Genomic DNA, 23194 nt, shown 5'->3' on the forward strand with positions numbered 1-23194 from the left:
AAAATAGAATGTAAGCGTATAAATGAATGAAAAACTATTAAATGCTCTGATTATCAGAAGAATGCTATGGTAGTAATTAAATTTGTCATAAAATCATTTAAACAAATGTACTTAAAAAAGACTGCCCCTAAAGGACAGCCTTTTGACATCAAGATAATTTATACACACGTGCTTCATATGGCTTTAATACAATCGTTGACGTATCATCATGTGTTGTCACAGGAAGGTTATTCAGCATCAGATTGTCAAAATTTAATGTGAAATCAAGATCATCACAAATAGCATCCTTTGTAGAAAGGTTTGTGAAAACCACAACCTGCTCATCTTCAAGTGTTCTTGTATACGCATAAATCTGGTGATGCTCATCGAGGATCAGATCATACACACCATAAGTGAATAATTCATTATTTTTCTTCATTTCAATCATCCGCTTGTAGAATGAGAGAACTGAATCTTTATCTTTCAGCTGATCTTCAACGTTAATCTCTTTATAATTAGGATTCACTTTCATCCATGGTGAACCGGATGTAAAGCCAGCCTGATCATCGTTTGACCACTGCATCGGTGTTCTGCTGTTATCACGTGAAGAGGCCCACAGTATCCGCATAATATCATCGTGCGGCACGCCATCTTCACGGCGAATGCGGTAAAGGTTCTTTGCAGATACATCATCATAATCATCAATTGAATCAAATTGCACGTTAGTCATACCGATTTCCTGACCCTGATAAATAAAAGGGGTACCCTGCATCAGGAAGTACATTGCAGCCATGGATGTTGCACTTTCATACCAAAATTCTTTATCGTTACCCCATGTTGATACGACACGCGGCTTGTCATGGTTTTCAATAAATAATGCATTCCATCCATTGTTTTCAAGACCTTTTTGCCATCTTGTCAATACTTTTTTAAGCTCAACGATATCAAGCTGAAGATTTGTTTCTGCATCCCACAGTCCAAGGTGTTCGAACTGGAAAATCATATCCATTTTACCTTTTTTCTCGCCAACCCACAGGTCCGCTTCATCAATTGATACCCCGTTTGCCTCACCGACAGTCATTACATCATACTGACCGTAAGTTTTCTCTTTAAATTCTTTTAAAAGAGGCTGAATACCTTTTTGATTCATATGCATATCAAAAGAAGAAACGTATTTTTTCTTTTTAGGATTCGGCATATTAGGAAACTTCTTACGCTTTTTAATATGGCTGACTGCATCAATTCTGAAGCCGTCAATTCCTTTATCAAGCCAGTAATTTACCTGGTCATAAATGGCCTGGCGTGCATCGGGATTTTCCCAGTTTACATCAGGCTGCTTTGTAGAGAAGACGTGGAGATAGTATTGATCAGTTTTTTCATCATATTCCCATGCAGATCCGCCGAAGATACTTTCCCAGTTGTTTGGTTCAGCAATTGTTTTTCCTGACTTATCTTTTTTGCCATCACGCCAGATATACCAGTCGCGCTTCGGGCTGTCTATCGATTCACGTGATTCAATAAACCACTGATGCTCATCACTTGTATGGTTAGGAACAAAGTCAATGATCAGCTTCATATTCCGTTTATGCACTTCGCTGAGTAACGTATCAAAGTCTTCCATCGTTCCGAAATCATCCATTATTGCCTGATAATCTGAAATGTCATAACCGTTATCATCATTTGGAGACTGATACATTGGACAGATCCAGATCACATCAATTCCAAGTTCTTTTACATAATCAAGTCTTTGTACAATTCCCTGTAAATCGCCGATTCCATCACCATTTGAATCCTGAAAGCTTCGAGGGTAAATCTGATAACCGACAGCTTCTTTCCACCATATTTTTTTCATTCAAAGGCACCTCCATATTTTATGCAATCGCTTGCACTAGCGTTTAAATAAAATGCTTTGACTGCAATGCGCTGGATAGGCTGCAAGACAAAGCGTTAAAAAAATCTGTTTTTTTATACCCGTTTATTTTACCCTCTCCCGGACGTTTAAGCAATGATTATTTAAATAAGTATATTAAAAAAGTAAAGTGAAGAGGGAGGGATTTGAGTTAAAAGTATATTAGTTTTATCGGCTACCTGAGTTTAGCGAAGCTTAAGACGGCGGCACCTTCGACAGTAAGGGACCGGTGAGACAGCGCACGGGGAAGCCTGCTCTTTTACTTACCGCCCCGAAACGAGAAAAAAGCCTGACACAATCATGTGCCAGGCTCAATTCTTACAGTGCTTCAGTTGTTCTGATTGATGGGGCAGGAGTGGTTTCAACTTCTGAGACCTCTTCCTCAGACAGTTTCCAGACTTCGAGGTAGAGAATATGATATCCTTCTACATCATTCACTCTGAACACATGCCCCTGTTCGTAAATCTCATCCCCTACTTCAGCGTTGAAGTTTCGCGTCATAAACCATCCGCCAATCGTATCAACATCTTCTTCATCAATGTCGATATCCAGGAGATCATTGACGCTTTGAACGAGCACTTTGGAATCAAGGATATAGTGGTGTTCATTAATCTGCTGAACATCAGGGATTTCATCCGCATCGAACTCATCCTGGATTTCTCCAACAATCTCTTCAATAATATCTTCCATTGTGACAAGACCTGATGTACCGCCGTATTCATCAAGCAGAATGCCCATGTGCATCCTGTCTCTCTGGAATTTATGAAGCAGTTCATGTATCGGAATGCTGTCAATGACCTGAATAATCGGGTGTGTGAATTCAGATACAGTACGCTTTCCATTGTCCTGATTTTCAATAAATGCAGTCATCAGTTCTTTCATATTAATCATGCCGATAATGTTATCTCTGTCACCGTCTTCAGTAACAGGGTAACGGGTATACTGCTCTTCTTTCATGACTTCAAATACGTCAAGCAGTGTAAGGCCGCTGTCCACACTTGCAATTTCTGTTCTTGGGACCATGATTTCTTTTGCAACCCGCTCATCAAATTCGAAAATTTTATTTACGAATTTATATTCTGATTGATTAATTTCACCACTTTTTAAGCTTTCAGAAAGAATCATGCGTAACTCTTCTTCTGAATGAGCAGCATCACTTGAAGATGCGTGCTTTAAGCCAAGCATTCTTGTCAAAAGACGCGCAGATCCATTTAAAAATCTGATGAAAGGATAAAGGATGCGATAAAACCAGATTAATGGCGATGCAACCATCAGTGTAATTTTCTCAGCCTGCTGAATGGCAATAATCTTTGGTGACAGTTCACCTATGACAACATGTAGGAATGTAATAAGTGAAAAAGCCAGGACAAAAGATAAAGCCGGTGTCCATGAAAGGTTAAACCCTGAAAATAAAGGTGCCAACATTGCTGCGATGACCGGCCCGCCGATCCAGCCGAGTGCTAATGCAGAAACTGTAATACCAAGCTGGCATGCGGATAAATATTCATCGAGGTTATCCATTACTTTTTTGGCATTAGCAGCTTTTGGATGTCCTTCCTCAAGCAGCTGGTCAATGCGCGTTGATCGGACCTTTACAATCGAGAATTCAGAAACTACAAAGAATGCAGTACATGCAAGTAAAACAACGACCAAAATTAAATTGTCTATCTCCAATGATGCGAGAGCATTCCCTTAAGCGGAAAGCTCTCTTCCACCTCCTGTGAATGTTAATGTAAAGGCATCAGAGATCATTCCGTCAGAATGGAGGGCCAATGAGAGCCGGACTCTGAGCCTTATTGCCTTTGACTAATTGAACAAGTATACAGTTCAGGTTCATAACCCCATCGGATTTCCTCCATTCTCATCTTAATTGCCTATATTCTACCACAGTCAGCAATTTTTTTACTACCTCATTTCACTTAAGGTACATCGTGTCCGAGTACAGCCTGATAAATCGTGAACCACTGATGTGCATCCATGCGGTATTTTTGTGCATTTACAGCTGACTGGATCCGCTCAATCTTACCTGAACCTGCAATAACAGAAATATTAGCAGGATGATTATATAACCACGCATAGATCACTTCATCAAGCTGATCTGTTCCGATTTCAGCACCGATTTTCTTAAGTGAAGCACGGATTCTGACAGCTTTTTCATCTTCACCTGTCAGGATTTTCCCTCCTGCAAGAGGAGACCATGCCATCGGTGGTGTTTTCTTTTCAAGTGATAAATCGAGGGTGCCATCTTCAAAGTTTTCTAAATGATAGGGGCTCAGCTCAATTTGATTTGTACACAGCGGCTGATCCACATAAGACTGAAGCATATTGAACTGGCTTCTTTTGAAGTTCGACACACCAAAGTTCTTTACTTTACCTGAGCGATGAAGTTCATCAAAAGCTGCAGCCGTTTCTTCAGGGTTCATAAGCGGATCAGGTCTGTGAATCAATAACAGATCAATCGTATCGACTGAAAGGTTTTTAAGGGACTGTTCAACTGAAGATAGTATATGTGCCTTGCTTGTATCATAATGATGGCTTTTGTGAGCCGGACGATTAGGGGATTCAAGGACAATCCCGCACTTTGTGACAATCTCCATTTTGGGGCGAAGGGATGGTTCAAGCGCCAGTGCCTCACCAAATAGCTCCTCACACTGATAACCTCCATAAATATCTGCGTGATCAAACGTTGTAATGCCTGTTTCCAATACGTCTTTAATCAGTGTCAAACGTTCTTCCTTCGATAGGTTCCATCCGGACAGGTGCATCATACCGTGGACTGTTTTTGAAATAGATAAATCTGATGTCAGCTTGATTCTCTGCATATTAATAACCTCCATTTTGATAAGTGATGTAGCGCATGGTGAATAAAATAAAAATAATGGCAATCAGCCTGATAAGATAGGCTTCAGCGGTAATGCCAACCAGGTATAACAGTGAGATTAAAATTGACATATTCAGCATTTGAATGCGGTTTTCTGACATGGCTGCATTCATTGATAGCAAAATAAGCAGTGGGAGTATGTATAAAACGGCTGCTGATATGGCCGGTTCAAGAACCAGAACAGGGATAAAGATCATCATGAATCCAATTCTTATTTTATGCACCTGATCTCGTCCTCCTGACTTCGCAAACCAATGTGCTTTCCTGTATGATAATATCATACAAATTCAATCAGTATGTACAATAGGGGGCTTACATAATGAGTTTTACATTTGATCTGAATGAAGCGGAAAGATTTGATCAGCAGGATGAATTAGCAGCGTTCCGGGATGAGTTTTATCTGAAGGAAGGACAGTATTACCTCGATGGAAATTCACTCGGACTATTGTCAAAAAAAGCCGAACAGGCTGTCATGGACCTGCTTTCAAGCTGGAAGAATTACGGGATTGAGGGCTGGATGGAAGGAGAGCATCCATGGTTCACGCTATCAGAATCTCTTGGTGAGAAAACTGCGCCGCTTATCGGAGCGAAATCTTCTGAAGTGATTGTGACTGGGTCAATTACTGTCAATTTACATCAAATGCTCTCAACCTTTTACCAGCCGGAAGGAAAACGGTCAAAAATTGCAGCTGATGAACTGAACTTCCCGTCTGATATCTACGCGCTTCAAAGTCAGATTGAACAAAAAGGGTTGAATCCTGAAGAAGAGCTTATAAAAGCCGAATCTGCAGATGGTGTTACATTATCACTTGAAGACATTGACCGCGTATTCACAGAAGAGACAGCGGTCTTATTACTGCCATCTGTTTTATACCGCAGTGGCCAGCTTCTTCCTATTAAAGAGATCACAAAACGCGCACATGAAAAAGGAATACTCGTCGGATTTGATCTCGCTCATTCAATTGGTGCCGTGCCACATCAGCTTCATGACTGGGGCGTTGATTTCGCTGTATGGTGTAATTATAAATATATGAATAATGGCCCCGGTGGTACAGGAGGACTGTTCATTCATGAAAGACATCATGATCGTATGCCGGGTTTAAAAGGATGGTTCGGTTCAGATAAAGACAAACAGTTTGATATGGCGCACACATTCACAAAAGCTGAAGGGGCGGGAGCTTATCAGATCGGCACGCCAAATATTTTATCCGTAGCGCCGCTGATTGGCAGTCTTACGTTATTTGAAGAGGCGGGGATTGAAAGATTGCGCAGAAAATCACTCCATCAGACAACCTATATCGCACAATTTGTTGATAAAGAGCTGAAGCAATTCGGGATGAAACAGGTGACTCCTTTAACGGATGCAGACAGAGGTGGTCATATTGCCCTCAGACACCCGTATGCTGCAGGCATTTGTAAAGCCATGAAAGCAGAAGGGATTATTCCTGACTTCAGGTCTCCTGATATCATCAGGCTTGCACCGGCGGCATTTTATACGAGTTACAAAGATCTTTATCAAGCAATGCAGCTGATTAAAAAGATCATGAAAGAAGAAACATATAAATCCTATTCTAATGAACGAAATGTCATTGCATAAGGAGGAGTTGTTCAGATGAAATTAATCGATATTACGATGAACCTGAGTGACAGTACACCGAGCTGGCCCGGGGACACACCATTCAGTTATGAAATAGCATGGCCCATGGAGAAAAGCGGTTCAGTCAACGTAGGCAAGATCGAAGCAAGTACACATATCGGCACTCATATTGATGCACCATTCCATTACGATAACAATGGAATGAAAACCGATGAGCTCGAGCTGAGCCGCTATTTTGCAAATGCAGTTGTAGTGGATTGTACAGGTGTCAGTGAGATTACACCAGATCATATTGATTTTGACGAAGAGGGAGTCACAGCTGTTTTATTTAAAACTGGCGGATGGACGGACCGTGCTGTATTTCCTGCGAAGATTCCGGTGATGAATGAATCGGTACCGGCATATTTAAAAGGTAAAGGGATCAATTTAATCGGAGTGGACCTGCCATCGGTTGATCACCTGGAGAGTAAAACGCTGCCAGTTCACCATGCGCTCTATGAACAGGACATCAACATTTTAGAAGGCATTGTACTTGATGGAGTGAGAGAAGGAAGTTATCAGCTGATTGCCATGCCGCTTAAAATTAAAGGCGGGGATGGCAGTCCTGTCCGCGCCGTACTTGTTTCAGCATAAAAAAATATCCTCTGCTTCTGAAGCAGAGGATTACACAGCTGACGCTGAGAGATCTTTTTCAAGTTCGCGGATCTTAAGTGCGATTTCGTCGCAAATTTCCTGGAACATTGCCCATTTAGCTAAAGGGTCTGCTGCACGCTTAGCAGGATTCACAATGTTCCAGTTGATCACTTTATCCGAAAATGATGGGTGAATGCTGATCGCTTCATCCTTTTCCGGATCCTGTATGATGACAATCACATCCGCTTTCCTGAGGTCGCTTTCACTTATGCGATACGGAGTAATCGATGCTATATCTATACTGATTTCTTGCATTGCCTGTAAAGTGAAAGGGTTCTTTCTGGCACCTGCCCAGCCTGCACTTTTAAATACAGTGCCCGGGATATACAGACGGGAAGCCCATCCTTCAGCGATTGAGCTGCGTTCATGGTTTGCTGATATAAAATAAATGTATCGATCGGCCATACGAACAGCTCCTTTCATTTCTGCTTACTTAATTCACTATACCCATCTTTTAAAAAATATATGCACATAGACCTGTTTTCTGGCGCATTATTTGATTTCTGACTGGTTAGCAGGTAAATTATTGGGGGTATACAATAAAAAGCAGAATGCTTAAAATATAAAGATGGAGGACGCGATATGAAGCTCAATTTGACCGCTAAAATACTCATCGGCTTAGTGTTAGGTATTATTGTCGGCCTGGTATTAAATATATTCGCACCTGACTTATTTAGTACATTAAATACATACGTGTTTAATCCACTGGGGGAAATTTTCCTTGGGTTAATCAATATGCTCGTTGTGCCAATTGTTTTCTTCTCACTGGTACTCGGTGTAGCCGGGCTTGGTGATACGAAAAAACTTGGCAGAATGGGTGTAAAAACGATCCTCACCTTCATGACTACTACAGCGATTGCGATCACAATTGGACTAACACTTGCTTCAGTTATCCAGCCGGGGAATGATTCACTCTTTTCTCAGGAGGAAAGAGATGCGGCAGAATTTGAAGAAAGTGAAACGCCATCTGTAGGACAGACATTGCTGGACATTATCCCCGAAAACCCGGTTATGGCAATGGCTGAGGGTAATATGCTCCAGATCATTGCATTTGCCATTTTCATCGGTTTTGCAATCACTGTACTTGGTGATAAAACGAAAGGTGTATACCAATTGTTCGAGCAGGGGAATGACATTATGATGTTCCTGGTCGGTATTGTCATGAAGTTTGCGCCATACGGAACTTTTGGTCTGATTGCTTCAGCATTGGGAGAAGCAGGACTGGACTCATTACAAAGCATTTTAATGTACGTCCTGGTTGTATTACTTGCACTCGTCATTCATGCGGTCATTACCTACGGATCGATTATTATGTTCCTGGCGAAAAAGAGCCCGATCTGGTTCTATAAAAACTTTTTCCCTGCTATGACAGTCGGCTTTAGTACATCATCAAGTAATGCAACACTGCCGATCTCAATGGAAACTGCTCAAAAGGAATTAAATGTATCTAAACCTGCAAGTTCATTTGTCCAGCCACTTGGCGCAACGATTAATATGGACGGAACTGCTATTATGCAGGGTGTTGCTACGATTTTTATCGCCCAGGTCTATGCAGTTGATCTGACATTTGTAGAGTTGCTGACAGTTGTTCTAACGGCCGTGCTCGCGAGTATCGGAACTGCGGGAGTGCCGGGAGTTGGGATGATTCTTCTTGCAATGGTTTTAACGTCAGTCGGACTTCCTGTAGCCGGTATCGGATTAATTATCGGGATAGACAGAATACTCGACATGACCAGAACAGCCATCAACATTTCAGGTGATGCAGCAGTAGCGCTTTTTGTCTCAGAATCTGAGAAGAAAAGAAAAATTAAAGAGCAGCGTGGAGAAGCGTAATTCACAATATCTCCACTCGCATTTCATCAAAAAAGATGTATACTGAGAGCAAGAAGAAAAGAAGGGGTAGTGTACAATGAACCTCGGATTTGGTGAAATATTAATAATTTTATTTGTTGCTCTCATTGTGTTTGGCCCGTCAAAACTGCCGGAGCTCGGCAAAACAGCCGGCAAAACACTTTATGAATTTAAAAAAGGCATGAACTCAGTTATGAAAGACGAGGAGCCAAAAAAACCGTCCCAAAAGTAATTTTGGGACGGTTTTTTTATGTTCCAGTCTGCTCAGTAGCAGGCGTGATTACTAAATATTATTTCTTCACATCATCATAACGGTCAAGCGCACGCTGCCTGGCAGCCTTATGATCGACAACTGGTTCAGGATAATCTTCACCAATCGTCACACCTGCTTCTTCGAGTACATCATCCGGTGCATTAGACGGATCATGGATGTGTTTGATCGGCATTTTTTTAAGTTCAGGGATCCATGCTTTAATGTATTCACCGTCAGGGTCAAACTTTTTTGATTGGGTAGTCGGATTAAAAATTCTAAAGAAAGGGGAGGCGTCTGCACCTGAACCGGCAACCCACTGCCAGCCCATGACGTTATTTGCGGTGTCAGCATCAACGAGCGTGTCATCAAACCAGTCAGCACCCTCTCTCCAGTGAATCAGTAAATCTTTCGTTAAAAACGATCCGACAATCATTCTGACCCGGTTATGCATATAACCTGTAGCCCATAGCTCTCTCATACCGGCATCTACAATCGGGAATCCGGTTTTACCTTTTTTCCATAGATCAAATGAATCCATTTCATCCATCCACTTGAACTTTTTAAATTGATCATTCATCGGATCCGTTTCGGTTTCAGGGAAATGAGTGATTAAAGAGTAGGCGAAGTCCCGCCATACCAGCTGTCTGAGAAACGGCTCACCGGCTGCTTCAGCATTCTTTTTGATTGAATGGTAGACACTTCTGACTGAGAGTAGCCCCAGTGCGAAGTAAGGAGACAGTGCAGAACTTGCCTCTTCAGCAGGGAAATCACGCTTATTTTTGTATACTTTCAGCTTTTTGTCTAAAAAGGTATGAAACCGTCTGACTGCTGCTTCTTCAGAAGGTGTCCATCTTTTTTCCATGCCGTTTGTCCAGTTGATTTCAGGCAGTAAATCCAAATCATCAATAGACAGAGAATCCTTTTCATTAAATGACACGGGATCCGCCTTTTTTACAGATGGCAGTGCCTGAGGGACTTCATGCTGTTGCAGCGCTTTATAAAAGGGGGTGAATACTTTGTAAGGTTCTCCGTCCTTCTTTTTTACATCCCAGGGTGGGAGAAGCAGTCTGCCTTCATAAGTATTTACATTCAAACCCTGATCATGAAGTGCCTCACCAATTTCACGATCCCGGTTGAAAACTGCAGGCTCATACTGACGGTTCCAGTGGATCGCAGAAATATCATATTTACTGATCAGATCCTTCAGAATATCTTCAGGTTTTCCTTTTGCAATATACATTTTCCCCCCGGCTGACTCGAGCCTTTTCTGGAAAGATGTAAGTGCATGGTGAAGAAACCATTTTTGAGCTGAGCCAATCTTTTCATCTTCATCAAAAATATAAACCGGCAGTATTTTGCCGGCTTCCGCTGCGTGATATAAACCCGGATTGTCATGAAGACGCAGGTCTTTTCTAATCCATACGATAGAAGTCATCATACCGCTCCTTTATCGGGGAGTAATCCCGTTTTCGATCATATCAAATAACATTTCCGCCCATTCTTCCTTAGGTATTCCCTCTGAATTATGGATTAAAACGGATTGAAAGAATACACCGGCGATCAATGAAGATGGAAGGTTTGCCCTGATTGAGCCTTCTATTTTAGCTTTCTCAATCAGCGTCATCAGCAGTTGAAACAACCTTCCTGATTGTGCATCAAGCTGTTCAAGCTGTTTTTTAACTGCAGGAGATGCACTTTTATCAAGGGAAGGTCTCATCTTAATCATGTCATACACCTGGGAGTATTCCATGAATAAATAAAGCAGGTCCTTCAGTGTCAAAAAAGCGTCAGTCTGCCGGCTGAGGCGGTCAATTTTCCTCATCACCTGATCCATTAAATCGGTCATATAATCAACGATCAATTCATCTTTATTTTTGTAGTATTCATAAATTGTACTCCTCGCTACATCAAGGCGCTCTGAAAGGGCCTTGAAGTGAAATCCTTCATAGCCTTTTTCGAGTAACAGCTTTTCTGTTGCTTCCATCAATTCTGTGATGTTCATTTTTCTTTGTCGCGCCATATGCACTCATCCTTTAAGATCGTTCTGTATTCAGTATATCGGAAAATAGGGTAGACGTGGGAATTGAAGCGGTTTGCGGGGGAGGACCAAGAAAAAGAACCCTGATTGCTCAGGGTTCAGTTACGTACTGCTTAAAACATCGGGAGAATATAATTAATTAAGAACCATAAGATACCGATTAAAATAAGGATGTAAGCAGTCTATTTGATAAATGTTGCACCAACAAGCCCTCTGTCGGTTTTTTGTGTTTTTGTATTTCAAATTTGCGCTTGTCTGTCAGTATAAATGTTTTTTCTGATTATCCAATTAGATTAATTAAGAAGAAAATAACGACGATTGCACCAATGATCATTAGAATTGTACGTAACACAGTAACGCCTCCTTAAAATAATAAATTCTTTATAACCGCTGATGATTTTCGTCAAGGACTGCGCATTCTACGTCCGGGCGATAGTAAGCCTTTTCGACGCTCTGCGTTCTACATGGTGTCACCTGTCGTTTCTATGACGCAGGAATCTGCGTCCTCCACTGCAATCTTCAGCTGGATGGTTCTTTGAAACATGTCATAACTTAATAGTTATTGTTACTAGTAAGATACCCATAGGAGGACCCTGCAAACCTGGATTGATTGATTTTGCAAATAAAAAGTTTAGGGAATATGCTGTATAACAAATATTCAGTGATTTCTGAAATATATATTGACATTGTTCAGATGGTAGTTTATTCTAATGATGTTCAAAGAATGGACAAAAAATCGTACAGAAAGGAGCTGTGTGTCATGATCATCATTAAACGCAAAAAATATTCTGCAAAACTGAATATCACGCAGCGAACTTTTTTCTGACGATCTGAATGATTGATTGACTGGTAAAGGTGTTGTCTGCGTATGCAGTCAGCGCCTTTTTTTAAAGCATACCCTGCTTTTTTACAGGCGGGGTATGTTTTTTTATTGCCAATTTTTAGTTGATAACAGTTTGCCTGTTTTCATAAAAAACTTATTTCAGGGGGAATGATGAAGATGAATAGAATTTACACAGACATGATTAAGGCAGGTTACAAGATGGCTTTGGATAGTGGGTAGCCTGTCTGTTGACGGAATAAAGGAGGTGTCCACAGATGTTTGATATTTTTATGAAGTTAGGCTGGTTTTTTAAAGAGCATTGGAAACGTTATACAGTGGCAATCGGATTACTCTTGATTGCGAATTTATTTGAAGTTGTGCCGCCTTTTCTTGTGGGGATGGCCATTGATGATATCTTCATGGGTGAGTTAACACAGGACCTTTTGGTACAGTACCTGTTAATACTGACTGGAATCGGTGTAGTGACGTACATCCTGAATTATATCTGGCAGTATTTACTTTTTGGCGGTGCACACCAGATAGAGCGAAGACTGAGATCGATGTTTATGGGGAAGCTGCTTCAGATGACACCGGGGTTTTATGAAAGGAACCGGACAGGTGATCTGATGGCAAGAGCAACAAATGATCTAAAGGCAGTGTCAGTTACGGCCGGGTTTGGTGTATTAACATTGATTGACTCCACTGCCTACATGCTGACGATCCTTCTGACGATGGGGTTTCTCATTTCCTGGGAGCTGACGCTTGCTGCGGTGCTGCCACTGCCGATCCTTGCTTTTGTGATGAAGATTCTTGGCAAGAAAATTCATGAGCGTTATATGATCGCACAGGATGCGTTTGGGGATTTGAATGACCGCGTACTTGAATCAATAGCAGGGGTTCGGGTCATCAGAGCATATGTTCAGGAGAGAAGGGATGAAGAGCTGTTTCATCAGCATACAGAGGATGTTTATCAGAAGAATATCCGCGTGTCATTTATTGATTCGCTTTTTAACCCGCTGACAAAAGTGCTGACCGGAATCAGTTATATGATTGGTCTTGGATATGGTGCGTATCTCGTATTTAATCAGGCAATCACGCTCGGTCAGCTTGTGTCCTTCAACGTATATCTCGGCATGCTGATCTGGCCGATGTTCGCGATCGGTGAGCTGATTAATATTATGCAGCGCGGGAACGCCTCAATGGACCGTGTGAACGAAACCTTGAGCAGTTCACCTGAAGTAATAGAGCCGGCTCATGCAGCAGCTGTCACTGCAATGGACGGTATTGAATTTCGTGAAACAGCCTTTCAATATCCATCTTCAAATGTTCAGAACCTGAAAAACCTGAATATCAGGCTGATGCAGGGTCAGACGTTAGGGATCGTTGGAAGAACGGGAAGTGGAAAAACAACCATTGTTAAGCAGCTGTTAAAAGAATATCCGGCTGGAGCCGGTGAGATCTCAGTGAGCGGTACCGGTTTGCAGCATCTGCAAAAAAATCAATTATTATCATGGATTGGCTACGTGCCACAGGAGCATGTCCTGTTTTCAAAATCAGTCCGTGACAATATCTTATTCGGTGCAGAAGATGCGTCAGAGGAAGAATTGTTAAAAGCGATTAAAATGGCTCATTTTGAAAAAGATCTTGAAATGCTGCCTGATGGGCTTGATACGATGGTTGGAGAAAAGGGCGTTGCCTTATCAGGTGGACAGAAGCAGAGGATTTCAATCGCACGTGCCTTGATAAAAGATCCGCCCCTGCTGATCCTTGATGATTCATTATCTGCTGTTGATGCAAAAACAGAAGCAGCGATCTTAGAAAATATTAAAAATGAAAGAAATGGAAAGACAACGATGATTACGACACACAGACTGTCTGCCGTTGAACACGCAGACTGGATTGTTGTCATGGATAACGGTGAGGTCATTGAAGAAGGTGTCCACACAGATCTGCTTAAGAAAAAAGGCTGGTACTTCGAGCAATATGAGCGCCAGCAAGTAGAAGAGTCACTGTTAGAGGAGGTACAGTCATGAGTGTAGGAAAACGCCTCTGGCATTACGGACTGTTGTATAAAAAGACGATACTGATTGCACTTGTCATGCTGACGATCTCAGTAGCAGCTGAGCTTGCAGGTCCTTTTATTGCAAAGAAAATGATTGATGATCATATTCTCGGGATCGAAGAGACATGGGTAGAAACAGATGATTCACAGGACGCAGTATCATATAACGGCACATTTTATAAAAGAGAAGCGTATTTAAACGAAGGTGAGCAGGGTGGAAGTGAGGCTCATATTTTTCAGATCGGACTGAATTTTTACTTTGTGAATGAGCCGGTTGAAGCAGAAGGTGAGCGTAATTATGCAGATGGCCAGCTGACTTTCGGCTCCGGTGAGGATGCAAAAGTATATCCTGCTGAAGAGCTGACAAGTTCTCAGGTATTTGCTTTTTACACACCTGAGATCCCAAGAATGATCTGGCTTGTCGCGTTTTATTTCGGTCTGACAGTTGTTGCTGCAATCTTTCATTTTGGACAGGAGTTTCAGCTCCAGCGTTCGGCAAACAGGATTATTCAAAAGATGCGTACGCAGGTATTCAATCATATACAGCGTCTGCCAATCAATTACTTTGATGATCTCCCTGCCGGAAAAGTTGTTGCGAGGATTACCAATGATACTGAAGCAATCAGGGAACTGTATGTGCAGGTGCTTGGTCAGTTTTTTCATAGCGGTGTCTATATTACCGGTATCTATATTGCACTCTTTATCCTAGATCCAAACCTGGCTGCGATCTGTCTTGTACTGCTGCCGATCTTATATATCTGGATGCTGTTGTACCGTAAATATGCATCTGTGTATAATCAGACAGTCAGATCCAAGGTGAGTGAGATTAATGCGTCCATTAATGAAGCGATTCAGGGCATGAGCATTATTCAGGCTTTCAGAAGAGAAAGCCGTATCCAGGAAGAATTTGAAGAAAAAAATACAACGCATTTTCAGTTTCAGAACAAATTATTAAACCTGAATGCGCTGATGTCATATAACCTGGTTAACATTCTGCGTAACCTGACATTCGTCGCATTTATCTGGTATTTCGGCGGTGCAGCGCTGAACGCCGAATCTGTCGTAACAGTTGGTGTGCTTTATGCGTTTGTGGATTATCTGACAAGGTTATTCCAGCCTGTCACAGGAATCGTGAATCAGCTTGCAAACCTTGAGCTTGCGCTTGTAGCGGGTAAACGGGTCTTTGAGCTGATGGATGAGGACGGTGAAGAGGTCAGAGATGAAAGAATTGACCGTTTAAAAGGGCATGTCGTATTTAATGATGTGTCATTTGCGTATAAAAAAGAGGATTACGTACTAAAAAATCTGTCATTTGAAGCGAAGGCGGGTCAGACAATCGGACTTGTGGGGCATACTGGTTCCGGCAAGTCGTCGATTATGAACCTGCTGTTCCGCTTCTATGATTGTCAAAAAGGGGAGATTCTTATTGATGGACAAAACATCAGAGAATTACCTCGACAAACCATTCGCGATCACATGGGCATTGTACTCCAGGATCCATATCTCTTTACAGGTACAATTGCATCCAATGTCAGCCTCAATGATCCTCGAATATCACGGGAAAAAATAGAGGCGGCATTAAAGGCTGTTGGAGCTGACCAGGTACTGACTAACCTGGAACAGGGCATTGATGAGCCTGTAATCGAAAAGGGAAGTACGTTATCTTCAGGTCAGAGGCAGCTAATTTCTTTTGCAAGAGCGCTCGCATTTGATCCTGCGGTACTTGTACTTGATGAAGCAACATCAAGTGTGGACACTGAAACAGAATCAGTGATTCAGCAGGCGATGGATACACTGAAGACGGGGAGAACGACATTTATTATTGCTCACCGTCTGTCAACGATCCGCAATGCAGATCAGATTCTCGTATTAGACCGCGGACATATCGTTGAACGCGGCACACATGATGAGCTCATGGCAAATAGGGGTAAATATTATCAAATGTACGAACTTCAGCAGGGAAAACAGCAGGCGGGATAATGCTTGTGGATGCTGTAATTAGAAAAGCCTGAGACACTTATATAGCGTTTCAGGCTTTTTAATCGTTTCGCTGCGCTTCAGGCGGACGCTTTCCGGACGGTTGTTGCTGAGCCTCCTCGCCTTCGGCTGTGGGGTCTCAGCTTCCAACTAATCGTCCCGGAGTCGCCGCCTTCCGCTCCGCTACACTTAGTTTTTACCTTTCGAAATTGAAATGGGGATTGCTTCGTAAAAATATAATTCATATTTCGATTCAACTTTTAGAGGTTCGAGTGCTTACATAATTTTTTGGTGCAATTTTAGCAGCGCATTGGAGGGCAGGACGAAGACTCCTGCGGAAAAACGATCGTGAAAGACCCCGGAAGGCAGTGGTTTTCTGCCTGAGGAGGCTTGAGCGTTCGTCCGCGGAAAGCGAAGTCCTGGCCGTAAATGCGCTGCGATTATAAAGCACAATTAATCTTAATAAGTAATCCCAACGCGCTCCTGCACATGCTCCTTATTTAATAGAAGAGAATAAGCAAAATCACCCGTATCATACATCGAAATACTCGACGGCTCATCCGGAAGTGTATTGACTTCAGTCCGGTAAGTGCCAATCCGCTCGCCATCCGGCAGGTAAGTCGGACAGACAACTGTCCAGTCAAGTCCCGCTTCTTTTAACATCAGATAAGCCCTGCAATGATCTTCAGCAGCTGTACTCAGGCGTCTGTTTGATTCAGATGAATGAAAACGGAATTTACCGGGCTCTCTTTTTGAATCAAGTATACCTGCCGTTCCGATGGTAATAATCCGTCTGATCCCATGTTTTCTCATCGCAGGAAGGATATGAATCATTGATTTGGTCAGTGCATCATTTTTATCCGTTCCGAGTGCGCTCATGACGGCATCTGATCCTGCGATTGTTTTTTCGACATCTTCTTTTACAGATGCATCACCCTGTATGTAAGTCAGGTTTGAATGTGTGCTTTTGAGTTCAGGGTCACGAACCAGTGCCCGGACCTGGTGCCCGTCTTCTAAAGCACGCTCAAGAATGACACTCCCGACTCTTCCTGTTGCGCCAAATAATGCAAGTTTCATCATAAAACCTCCTGTCTATACTCGTTTACATTAGTGTAGCTTACTTCTCATTTTTGGGAAAGATAATTGATTAAGGGAGTGTAAGTGAGTTAAGTTAAGGGAAATGTTACAATATTCATACAATCATTTGGAAAGGGGATTTTAAGATGGATTTTCGTACTGAGAGAGATACATTAGGTGAGGTGCAGGTACCTGCAGATAAACACTGGGGAGCACAAACGCAGCGCAGTCTTGAAAACTTCCCAATCGGAATTGAGAAAATGCCGCTTGAAGTCACTTACGGGTTTGCTGAACTCAAAAAGGCGGCAGCTGTTGCAAACTTTGACCTTGAAAAACTGTCACTACATAAGAAAAATGCAATTGTGAAAGCATGTGATGAAATTTTAAATGGAGACCTTGATGATCATTTTCCTTTGTCAGTCTGGCAGACAGGAAGCGGTACACAGTCTAATATGAACGCCAATGAAGTCATTGCATTCAGAGCGAACCAACTGCTTGCGGATCAGAAATCAGATGAAAAAGTTCATCCGAATGACGACGTCAATATGTCTCAGAGCTCTAACGATACATTTCCGACAGCAATGCATATTGCTGCTTACCGTGCTGTCTGCAGTAAGCTGATTCCAGCTTTGAATAACCTGACTGATACATTCTATCAGAAGGAAAAAGAATTTTATGAAGTCATTAAAATTGGACGGACACACCTGCAGGATGCCACGCCTTTAACACTCGGTCAGGAAATCAGCGGATGGCGTGCCATGCTTGAGCGTTCTAATACGATGATTCAGGAAGCAAATAAGCATATCCTTTCACTTGCAATTGGAGGAACAGCAGTCGGCACCGGGATCAATGCCCACGCGGAATTTGGGGAGCGTGTAGCAAAGCAGCTTGTATTGCAGACAGGTTTTCCTTTCTATTCCTCAGACAATAAATTTCATGCGCTGACAAGCCATGATGAAATTGTTTATCTTCACGGTGCATTAAAAGGTCTTTCAGCTGATCTGATGAAAATTGCCAATGATATCAGATGGCTTGCGAGCGGACCGAGAAGTGGAATTGGTGAAATTACAATCCCCGCAAATGAGCCGGGAAGCTCCATTATGCCTGGTAAAGTAAATCCGACGCAGAGTGAAGCACTCACGATGATTACAACTCAAATCATGGGGAATGATGCAACAATCGGATTTGCAGCGAGTCAGGGTAACTTTGAATTAAATGTCTTTAAGCCTGTCATTATCTATAATTTCCTTCAATCGATTACACTGCTTGCTGATGGAATGAATACATTTAATGATAAGTGTGCAGTCGGGATTGAGGCGAACCTTGATATTATTGCAAAGCACGTGGAGAATTCACTTATGCTTGTCACAGCGTTAAATCCTCATATCGGCTATGAGAAGGCTGCTGAAATTGCCAAGCTTGCTTTTAACGATGAATCTACTTTAAAAGAAGCTGCAGTTAAGACAGGGTACCTGAATGAAGAGCAGTACGATGAATGGATTCAGCCGCTCAACATGGTCAATATCGACCGTTGATCAATAGAAAAGGCCCGCTCAACAGTAGAGCGGGCCTTTTACTATATGGTTAAAGGGGGTAACCAACTTATCGGATGCGCTGCTCAGTTTCCACATCAAAGAAGTGGCACTTGTTCAGGTTGAAAGCAAGCTCGACTTTTTGTCCTGCTTTAATATCTGAACGAGAATCAACGCGTGCTACAAAGTCCTGATCGCCAAGCTTAGAATAAAGCATCAGTTCAGCACCTGTAAGCTCAGAAACTTCAATGTCAGCGAGGAATTTAGATCCTGCAGCTGATTCGATGAAAACTGGCTCATCGTGAATATCTTCAGGGCGTACACCCAGGATGATATCTTTTCCAACATAGTTCTGATTACGAAGTGTCTTCATTTTACCTTCAGGAACCTGAAGCGTCTGGCCTTTTACTTCAAATCCTGCATCTGTCAGCTTACCGCTGAAGAAGTTCATTGCCGGTGAACCGATGAATCCACCAACGAATACGTTTTCAGGATTATCATACACTTCTTTAGGAGATCCAACCTGCTGGATCACGCCATCCTTCATAACAACGATACGTGTTGCCATTGTCATCGCTTCAGTCTGATCGTGCGTTACATAGATCGTTGTTGTCTGAAGACGCTGGTGAAGCTTAGCGATTTCAGCACGCATCTGGACACGAAGTTTTGCATCAAGGTTTGAAAGCGGCTCATCCATTAAGAATACTTTAGCATCTCGAACGATTGCACGACCAAGTGCAACACGCTGACGCTGACCACCTGAAAGTGCTTTAGGCTTACGGTCAAGAAGTGCTTCAAGACCAAGGATCTTAGCAGCATTTTTTACACGCTTGTCAATTTCAGCTTTATCGAATTTACGAAGCTTCAGTCCGAATGCCATGTTGTCATATACGCTCATGTGAGGATATAGTGCGTAGTTCTGGAATACCATCGCGATATCGCGGTCTTTTGGCGCTTTATCATTTACACGCTCGTCGCCGATATAAAAGTCGCCTTTAGAAATTTCCTCAAGACCTGCAACCATACGAAGTGTAGTTGATTTACCGCAACCAGATGGACCAACGAATACGATAAATTCTTTATCTTTAATGTGTAAGTTGAAGTCAGATACTGCTGTTACATCTTTATCATAAATTTTATAGATATTCTGCATTTTTAACTCTGCCATGTTAATTCCTCCATTATGTACGCGATGTACGTTTGATGTAATGTCATTGTATCGCTCAATGTAAGCCTTTCCAATGGACAGATTGCACAAAAAAAGAACCGGTCATTCGTCACAATGACCAGTCCTCATTATTTGAGATTCTCTGATTCCACTCAAGACAGGCAAAATAAGCGATTAAGCCACCGTTAAATGTCTTAATATCAATGCCTGCTTTTTCACTGAATTTATCCAGTCTGTATTGAAGACTGTTACGGTGCATATATAAGAGCTTGGCAGTAGAGCTGACATTGGAGAGGTTCTCAACAAAGCTTTGAATAATCTTTGGCAGATCACGCTCCTGGTCAAAAAGCTCAAAAATCGCTGCAAACAGCGTATCTTTTTCGAAATCTGAAAAGCGGTTCATCAGGTTGATTGGCATGACATCAAATAATGAAAGCACGGTTCTCTTTGATTCGAAAGGAATATGGCGCTCAAACCAGGCTCTTTCCATTTCGAGCATTGTCTTTGTATTGGCACCTGAGCTGTGAAAGGATCCGGCAAAAAATGTTACTTTCATCTCCAGGTCATTTTCAATGGCCTGGGCAGCTGAGGCCAGTTCATCAAGCGAAAGTGTATCCTCTGTTTGCGGCTCGATCACAAAACCACTGTATTCATCCGTTTGTATGACGATCGCTTTATCCGAAAATACATAATGCAGAGCCTGCTCACCTTCTGTCTGAAAAGGGGAATCACTGATATACTGGACCATCCTGAAAACTTTACCCGCTTCATAAGGGCATTTTGCATGTTCTTCTGAAAGAAACCTGAGCCATTCTCCTGCAGGGCCTGAAGGGGGGACAGCAGATGGCGTTAATATAATAGAAAGTAATTCTTTCTCTCTGTCTGAAAGAGCGCTTTTGGAAAATCCAATGAACTGGTCGGCAGCCGGATCACGGTACCAGGTAAAATAGTCATATTCTTCCGGTTTAACCTGGTCGGGCTTTTTCGCCTCAGGAAACATTTGAAAAATCGAACGAAATGCTGACAAAAGATCACCCTGTTTCTATGTATGAATGGATTTAAAATATCACGTTTTTTTTTATTACACAACAAAACGGCCAATATGGCCGTTTTGTCAGCCGGCGGTTAATCTGCCGGCGGGGCTTCAGGTTCTAACTCTCTTGCTTCCTCGATGTTTGTCCTGTGACCATAGCGGAACACACTTCCTCCCGCCATTCCTTCATTAATAAAACGGTCCACATCCATTGCAGCTTCATCCCGGCCTTCATAGGAAGTATCGGGAAGAAAAGACAAATGACGCTTCATCGAAAGCACCCCCTGATTCATAATATATGTGAATCAGGTCATTCATATACAAAGCTAATCACCATAAACATGGAAAAGCATCAGGTCATGGATTTGCTGAATGACTTTGTCCTGATTTTTTTCAGGTGCTGCAGAGGTCCATTCAATTTTTCCGTTCTTATGATAAACCCCCTGTACCTGCTCTCCCATATATGTAAATGAAAAACGCCAGCCGGGTAAATCCTTTGAATATAATTTCTGATATTGAAAATGCTGTATCATGATTTCTTCCCCTTTAATCCGTTTTCATCAAGTATAGCATGAATGAATTGGAAATCTGAACATAAGCTGAATGGAAGAAAGGGCAGATATTTCAGCATGTTTAAAGGGTCATTCAAACCATTGGAACCGGATTCTGCTATACTGTACAGGAATAGTATAGTGGAAGGTGAGATTATGGATATTGTCATTTTATTATTAATCATGATGACGGTCGGAGCGGTGATTGGTGGCTTTACAAACAGCCTTGCAATTAAAATGCTTTTCAGGCCGTATAAGCCGGTATATATAGGGAAGTGGCGTGTCCCATTTACCCCGGGGCTCATTCCGAAAAGAAGAGAAGAGCTTGCCCGCCAACTTGGTCTGATGGTTGTGAATCACCTGTTAACGGCTGAAAGTCTGAAGGCGAAATTTCTGAATACAGAAAAGGAAAAAGCGCTGACAGCCTGGCTTCAAAAAGAAGGAAGTAAGGTCTTTCAGATCGATGATTCAGTGGAAACTGTACTGAACCGCTTTGATCTTGAATCCCCCGTTCCATACCTTGAGAGAACAATGGACAGCTGGATTGAAGGCCAGTATGAACAATTAAAAGAAAAGTATATGTTTTTAACACTGCGTGAGACATTGCCAGTTCAGTGGCAGGACCGTCTGGATCGCAAAGTGACAACAGTCAGCACGTACATCCTTGAAAAAGGTGAAGACTATTTTTCTTCTGAAGAAGGAAAAGAAAAAGTACAAACCATGATTGATGATTTCCTGAAAACACGCGGTACGCTTGGCAGTATGGTACAGATGGTGATGGGGAATACGTCACTTGGTGATAAAGTTCAGCCTGAGATCATTAAATTTTTGAAACATCCAGGAACACATGATATACTCGAACAGGTTTTGCACAAAGAGTGGGAAAAAGTGAAGGATTGGCAGTGGGAACGGGCATTCTCGATTGTCACTGACCGTGATCTCGTTATCCGGCTCCAAGGCTTATTAAAAGAACGTATGAACCTGAATGAATGGATGGACAAACCGTTTGGCAGTGTCATTCAGCCGCTTGAGAGCAGGCTGATAGAAGACTTAATCCCAAAAGCCTCATCAAAAGCGAAAGATATGCTCATCGAACGGATCGAGGATATCCTTGCAAAAATGAAGCTGCAGGAAATTGTCAGGGAACAGGTGGATTCCTTTGAGGTATCACGCCTCGAGGAACTTGTACTCGGCATTTCAAGAAGGGAATTTAAAATGATCACCTATCTTGGTGCGCTGCTAGGCGGATTAATTGGACTTGTTCAAGGGGTTTTTGTGTACCTAACCGCTCTCTAAAAAAATTATGTTTAAGACTGATTTTAGAGGGCAAACATGGAAGAGTGATTAATTTAGGAGGTTTTACAAATGGCAGTAAATCTGTATGATCAGGCAAACGAACTCGAAAGTGCAATTCGTCAGAGCGAGGAATTCACTGAACTAAAAGAAATGTATGACGCTGTGAACAGCGATGAGTCAGCGAAAGGGATCTTTGAAAACTTCCGCAACATCCAGCTTTCACTTCAGCAAAAGCAAATGAACGGTGAAGAGATTTCACAGGAAGAAATTGAGCAGGCGCAACAAACTGCTCAGCTTGTACAGCAGCATGAACTGATTGCGAAGCTGATGGAAGCTGAACAGCGTATGAGCATGACAATTCAGGAACTGAACAAAGTGATCATGAAGCCGCTTGAAGAGCTTTATGGCGCAATGGAAAATACTGAACAGTAATGTTCAAAGCCGCTTACAGGTTAATACCTGTAAGCGGCTTTT

At 42.2% G+C, this 23194-nt stretch carries 21 protein-coding genes; 9 read left to right on the plus strand and 12 right to left on the minus strand.

Features of this window, described 5'->3' with window-relative positions; all coding sequences use genetic code 11:
- Positions 1-148: 148 nt before the first annotated feature.
- The 4 genes from DH10bf12_RS10085 to DH10bf12_RS10100 form a co-directional block, all read right to left on the minus strand.
- Positions 149-1831 (minus strand): glycoside hydrolase family 13 protein, encoded by a 1683-nt coding sequence (locus DH10bf12_RS10085; protein ID WP_471735176.1) that lies wholly within the window; start codon positions 1829-1831, stop codon positions 149-151.
- Between the two features lie 375 nt (positions 1832-2206).
- Positions 2207-3562 carry a hemolysin family protein gene (locus tag DH10bf12_RS10090; RefSeq protein ID WP_471735177.1) on the minus strand — a complete coding sequence of 452 codons (1356 nt, stop codon included), beginning with the start codon at positions 3560-3562 and terminating at the stop codon, positions 2207-2209.
- A gap of 245 nt (positions 3563-3807) precedes the next feature.
- A complete protein-coding gene (locus DH10bf12_RS10095; RefSeq protein ID WP_471735178.1) occupies positions 3808-4710 on the minus strand; it encodes an aldo/keto reductase in 903 nt (300 codons plus the stop codon).
- A 1-nt stretch (position 4711) separates the two neighbouring features.
- On the minus strand, positions 4712-4993 hold the full coding sequence (locus tag DH10bf12_RS10100; protein ID WP_471735179.1) for a hypothetical protein: 282 nt from the start codon (positions 4991-4993) through the stop codon (positions 4712-4714).
- Between the two features lie 95 nt (positions 4994-5088).
- Here DH10bf12_RS10100 and kynU point away from each other — a divergent pair, with 95 nt between their 5' ends.
- Positions 5089-6366 (plus strand): kynureninase, encoded by a 1278-nt coding sequence (gene kynU / locus DH10bf12_RS10105; protein WP_471735180.1) that lies wholly within the window; start codon positions 5089-5091, stop codon positions 6364-6366.
- A 15-nt stretch (positions 6367-6381) separates the two neighbouring features.
- On the plus strand, positions 6382-6999 hold the full coding sequence (kynB, locus tag DH10bf12_RS10110; RefSeq protein ID WP_471735181.1) for an arylformamidase: 618 nt from the start codon (positions 6382-6384) through the stop codon (positions 6997-6999).
- Positions 7000-7029: 30 nt separating this feature from the next.
- Here the strand turns inward: kynB and DH10bf12_RS10115 are convergent, their stop codons facing one another.
- The gene (locus DH10bf12_RS10115) at positions 7030-7464 is read right to left on the minus strand and encodes an arsenate reductase/protein-tyrosine-phosphatase family protein (RefSeq protein ID WP_471735182.1); all 435 of its coding nucleotides are present in this window, start codon (positions 7462-7464) and stop codon (positions 7030-7032) included.
- 177 nt (positions 7465-7641) lie between these two features.
- Between DH10bf12_RS10115 and DH10bf12_RS10120 the strand changes: the two genes are divergently transcribed.
- Together DH10bf12_RS10120 and DH10bf12_RS10125 are read left to right on the plus strand one after the other, a co-directional pair.
- Positions 7642-8892, plus strand: coding sequence for a dicarboxylate/amino acid:cation symporter (locus DH10bf12_RS10120; RefSeq protein ID WP_471735183.1), 1251 nt, complete (start codon positions 7642-7644; stop codon positions 8890-8892).
- Positions 8893-8968: 76 nt separating this feature from the next.
- Positions 8969-9142 carry a twin-arginine translocase TatA/TatE family subunit gene (locus DH10bf12_RS10125; RefSeq protein ID WP_082029009.1) on the plus strand — a complete coding sequence of 58 codons (174 nt, stop codon included), beginning with the start codon at positions 8969-8971 and terminating at the stop codon, positions 9140-9142.
- A gap of 58 nt (positions 9143-9200) precedes the next feature.
- Here the strand turns inward: DH10bf12_RS10125 and DH10bf12_RS10130 are convergent, their stop codons facing one another.
- Both DH10bf12_RS10130 and DH10bf12_RS10135 read right to left on the minus strand, forming a co-directional pair.
- On the minus strand, positions 9201-10598 hold the full coding sequence (locus DH10bf12_RS10130; RefSeq protein ID WP_471735184.1) for a cryptochrome/photolyase family protein: 1398 nt from the start codon (positions 10596-10598) through the stop codon (positions 9201-9203).
- 12 nt (positions 10599-10610) lie between these two features.
- A complete protein-coding gene (locus DH10bf12_RS10135) occupies positions 10611-11183 on the minus strand; it encodes a TetR/AcrR family transcriptional regulator (RefSeq protein ID WP_471735185.1) in 573 nt (190 codons plus the stop codon).
- A 1116-nt stretch (positions 11184-12299) separates the two neighbouring features.
- On the opposite strand from DH10bf12_RS10135, the gene DH10bf12_RS10140 reads away from it, so the two are divergent.
- Both DH10bf12_RS10140 and DH10bf12_RS10145 read left to right on the plus strand, forming a co-directional pair.
- The gene (locus DH10bf12_RS10140) at positions 12300-14057 is read left to right on the plus strand and encodes an ABC transporter ATP-binding protein (protein WP_471735186.1); all 1758 of its coding nucleotides are present in this window, start codon (positions 12300-12302) and stop codon (positions 14055-14057) included.
- Entirely contained in the window at positions 14054-16066 is a 2013-nt protein-coding gene (locus DH10bf12_RS10145; protein WP_471735187.1) for an ABC transporter ATP-binding protein, read from the plus strand. The genes DH10bf12_RS10140 and DH10bf12_RS10145 overlap by 4 nt, the downstream gene beginning before the upstream one ends.
- A gap of 456 nt (positions 16067-16522) precedes the next feature.
- Here DH10bf12_RS10145 and DH10bf12_RS10150 read toward each other — a convergent pair whose 3' ends face one another.
- Positions 16523-17140, minus strand: a complete 618-nt coding sequence (locus DH10bf12_RS10150) for an NAD(P)-dependent oxidoreductase (RefSeq protein ID WP_471735188.1) — start codon at positions 17138-17140, stop codon at positions 16523-16525.
- 146 nt (positions 17141-17286) lie between these two features.
- Between DH10bf12_RS10150 and fumC the strand changes: the two genes are divergently transcribed.
- Positions 17287-18675, plus strand: a complete 1389-nt coding sequence (fumC, locus tag DH10bf12_RS10155; RefSeq protein WP_471735189.1) for a class II fumarate hydratase — start codon at positions 17287-17289, stop codon at positions 18673-18675.
- 67 nt (positions 18676-18742) lie between these two features.
- Here fumC and DH10bf12_RS10160 read toward each other — a convergent pair whose 3' ends face one another.
- From DH10bf12_RS10160 to DH10bf12_RS10175, 4 genes are all read right to left on the minus strand, one after another.
- Entirely contained in the window at positions 18743-19840 is a 1098-nt protein-coding gene (locus tag DH10bf12_RS10160) for an ABC transporter ATP-binding protein (protein ID WP_471735190.1), read from the minus strand.
- A 109-nt stretch (positions 19841-19949) separates the two neighbouring features.
- Entirely contained in the window at positions 19950-20867 is a 918-nt protein-coding gene (locus DH10bf12_RS10165; RefSeq protein ID WP_471735191.1) for a helix-turn-helix domain-containing protein, read from the minus strand.
- Between the two features lie 98 nt (positions 20868-20965).
- Entirely contained in the window at positions 20966-21145 is a 180-nt protein-coding gene (locus tag DH10bf12_RS10170) for a hypothetical protein (RefSeq protein WP_471735192.1), read from the minus strand.
- A 54-nt stretch (positions 21146-21199) separates the two neighbouring features.
- A complete protein-coding gene (locus DH10bf12_RS10175) occupies positions 21200-21406 on the minus strand; it encodes a DUF5342 family protein (RefSeq protein ID WP_471735193.1) in 207 nt (68 codons plus the stop codon).
- Between the two features lie 174 nt (positions 21407-21580).
- On the opposite strand from DH10bf12_RS10175, the gene DH10bf12_RS10180 reads away from it, so the two are divergent.
- Entirely contained in the window at positions 21581-22720 is a 1140-nt protein-coding gene (locus DH10bf12_RS10180; protein WP_471735194.1) for a DUF445 domain-containing protein, read from the plus strand.
- A 69-nt stretch (positions 22721-22789) separates the two neighbouring features.
- Positions 22790-23152, plus strand: a complete 363-nt coding sequence (locus DH10bf12_RS10185) for a YlbF/YmcA family competence regulator (protein WP_471735195.1) — start codon at positions 22790-22792, stop codon at positions 23150-23152.
- Positions 23153-23194 lie beyond the last annotated feature (42 nt).

It is taken from the genome of Jeotgalibacillus sp. 10bf12 (assembly GCF_055597105.1).

Coding starts and splice junctions, on each gene's coding strand:
- DH10bf12_RS10145 (WP_471735187.1), top strand. CDS start 14,054: ATGAGTGTAGGAAAACGCCTCTGGCATTACGGACTGTTGTATAAAAAG.
- DH10bf12_RS10085 (WP_471735176.1), bottom strand. CDS start 1,831: ATGAAAAAAATATGGTGGAAAGAAGCTGTCGGTTATCAGATTTACCCT.
- DH10bf12_RS10185 (WP_471735195.1), top strand. CDS start 22,790: ATGGCAGTAAATCTGTATGATCAGGCAAACGAACTCGAAAGTGCAATT.
- DH10bf12_RS10180 (WP_471735194.1), top strand. CDS start 21,581: ATGGATATTGTCATTTTATTATTAATCATGATGACGGTCGGAGCGGTG.
- kynB (WP_471735181.1), top strand. CDS start 6,382: ATGAAATTAATCGATATTACGATGAACCTGAGTGACAGTACACCGAGC.
- DH10bf12_RS10120 (WP_471735183.1), top strand. CDS start 7,642: ATGAAGCTCAATTTGACCGCTAAAATACTCATCGGCTTAGTGTTAGGT.
- fumC (WP_471735189.1), top strand. CDS start 17,287: ATGGATTTTCGTACTGAGAGAGATACATTAGGTGAGGTGCAGGTACCT.
- DH10bf12_RS10095 (WP_471735178.1), bottom strand. CDS start 4,710: ATGCAGAGAATCAAGCTGACATCAGATTTATCTATTTCAAAAACAGTC.
- DH10bf12_RS10125 (WP_082029009.1), top strand. CDS start 8,969: ATGAACCTCGGATTTGGTGAAATATTAATAATTTTATTTGTTGCTCTC.
- DH10bf12_RS10130 (WP_471735184.1), bottom strand. CDS start 10,598: ATGACTTCTATCGTATGGATTAGAAAAGACCTGCGTCTTCATGACAAT.
- DH10bf12_RS10140 (WP_471735186.1), top strand. CDS start 12,300: ATGTTTGATATTTTTATGAAGTTAGGCTGGTTTTTTAAAGAGCATTGG.
- DH10bf12_RS10135 (WP_471735185.1), bottom strand. CDS start 11,183: ATGGCGCGACAAAGAAAAATGAACATCACAGAATTGATGGAAGCAACA.
- DH10bf12_RS10115 (WP_471735182.1), bottom strand. CDS start 7,464: ATGGCCGATCGATACATTTATTTTATATCAGCAAACCATGAACGCAGC.
- DH10bf12_RS10160 (WP_471735190.1), bottom strand. CDS start 19,840: ATGGCAGAGTTAAAAATGCAGAATATCTATAAAATTTATGATAAAGAT.
- DH10bf12_RS10175 (WP_471735193.1), bottom strand. CDS start 21,406: ATGATACAGCATTTTCAATATCAGAAATTATATTCAAAGGATTTACCC.
- DH10bf12_RS10170 (WP_471735192.1), bottom strand. CDS start 21,145: ATGAAGCGTCATTTGTCTTTTCTTCCCGATACTTCCTATGAAGGCCGG.
- DH10bf12_RS10150 (WP_471735188.1), bottom strand. CDS start 17,140: ATGAAACTTGCATTATTTGGCGCAACAGGAAGAGTCGGGAGTGTCATT.
- kynU (WP_471735180.1), top strand. CDS start 5,089: ATGAGTTTTACATTTGATCTGAATGAAGCGGAAAGATTTGATCAGCAG.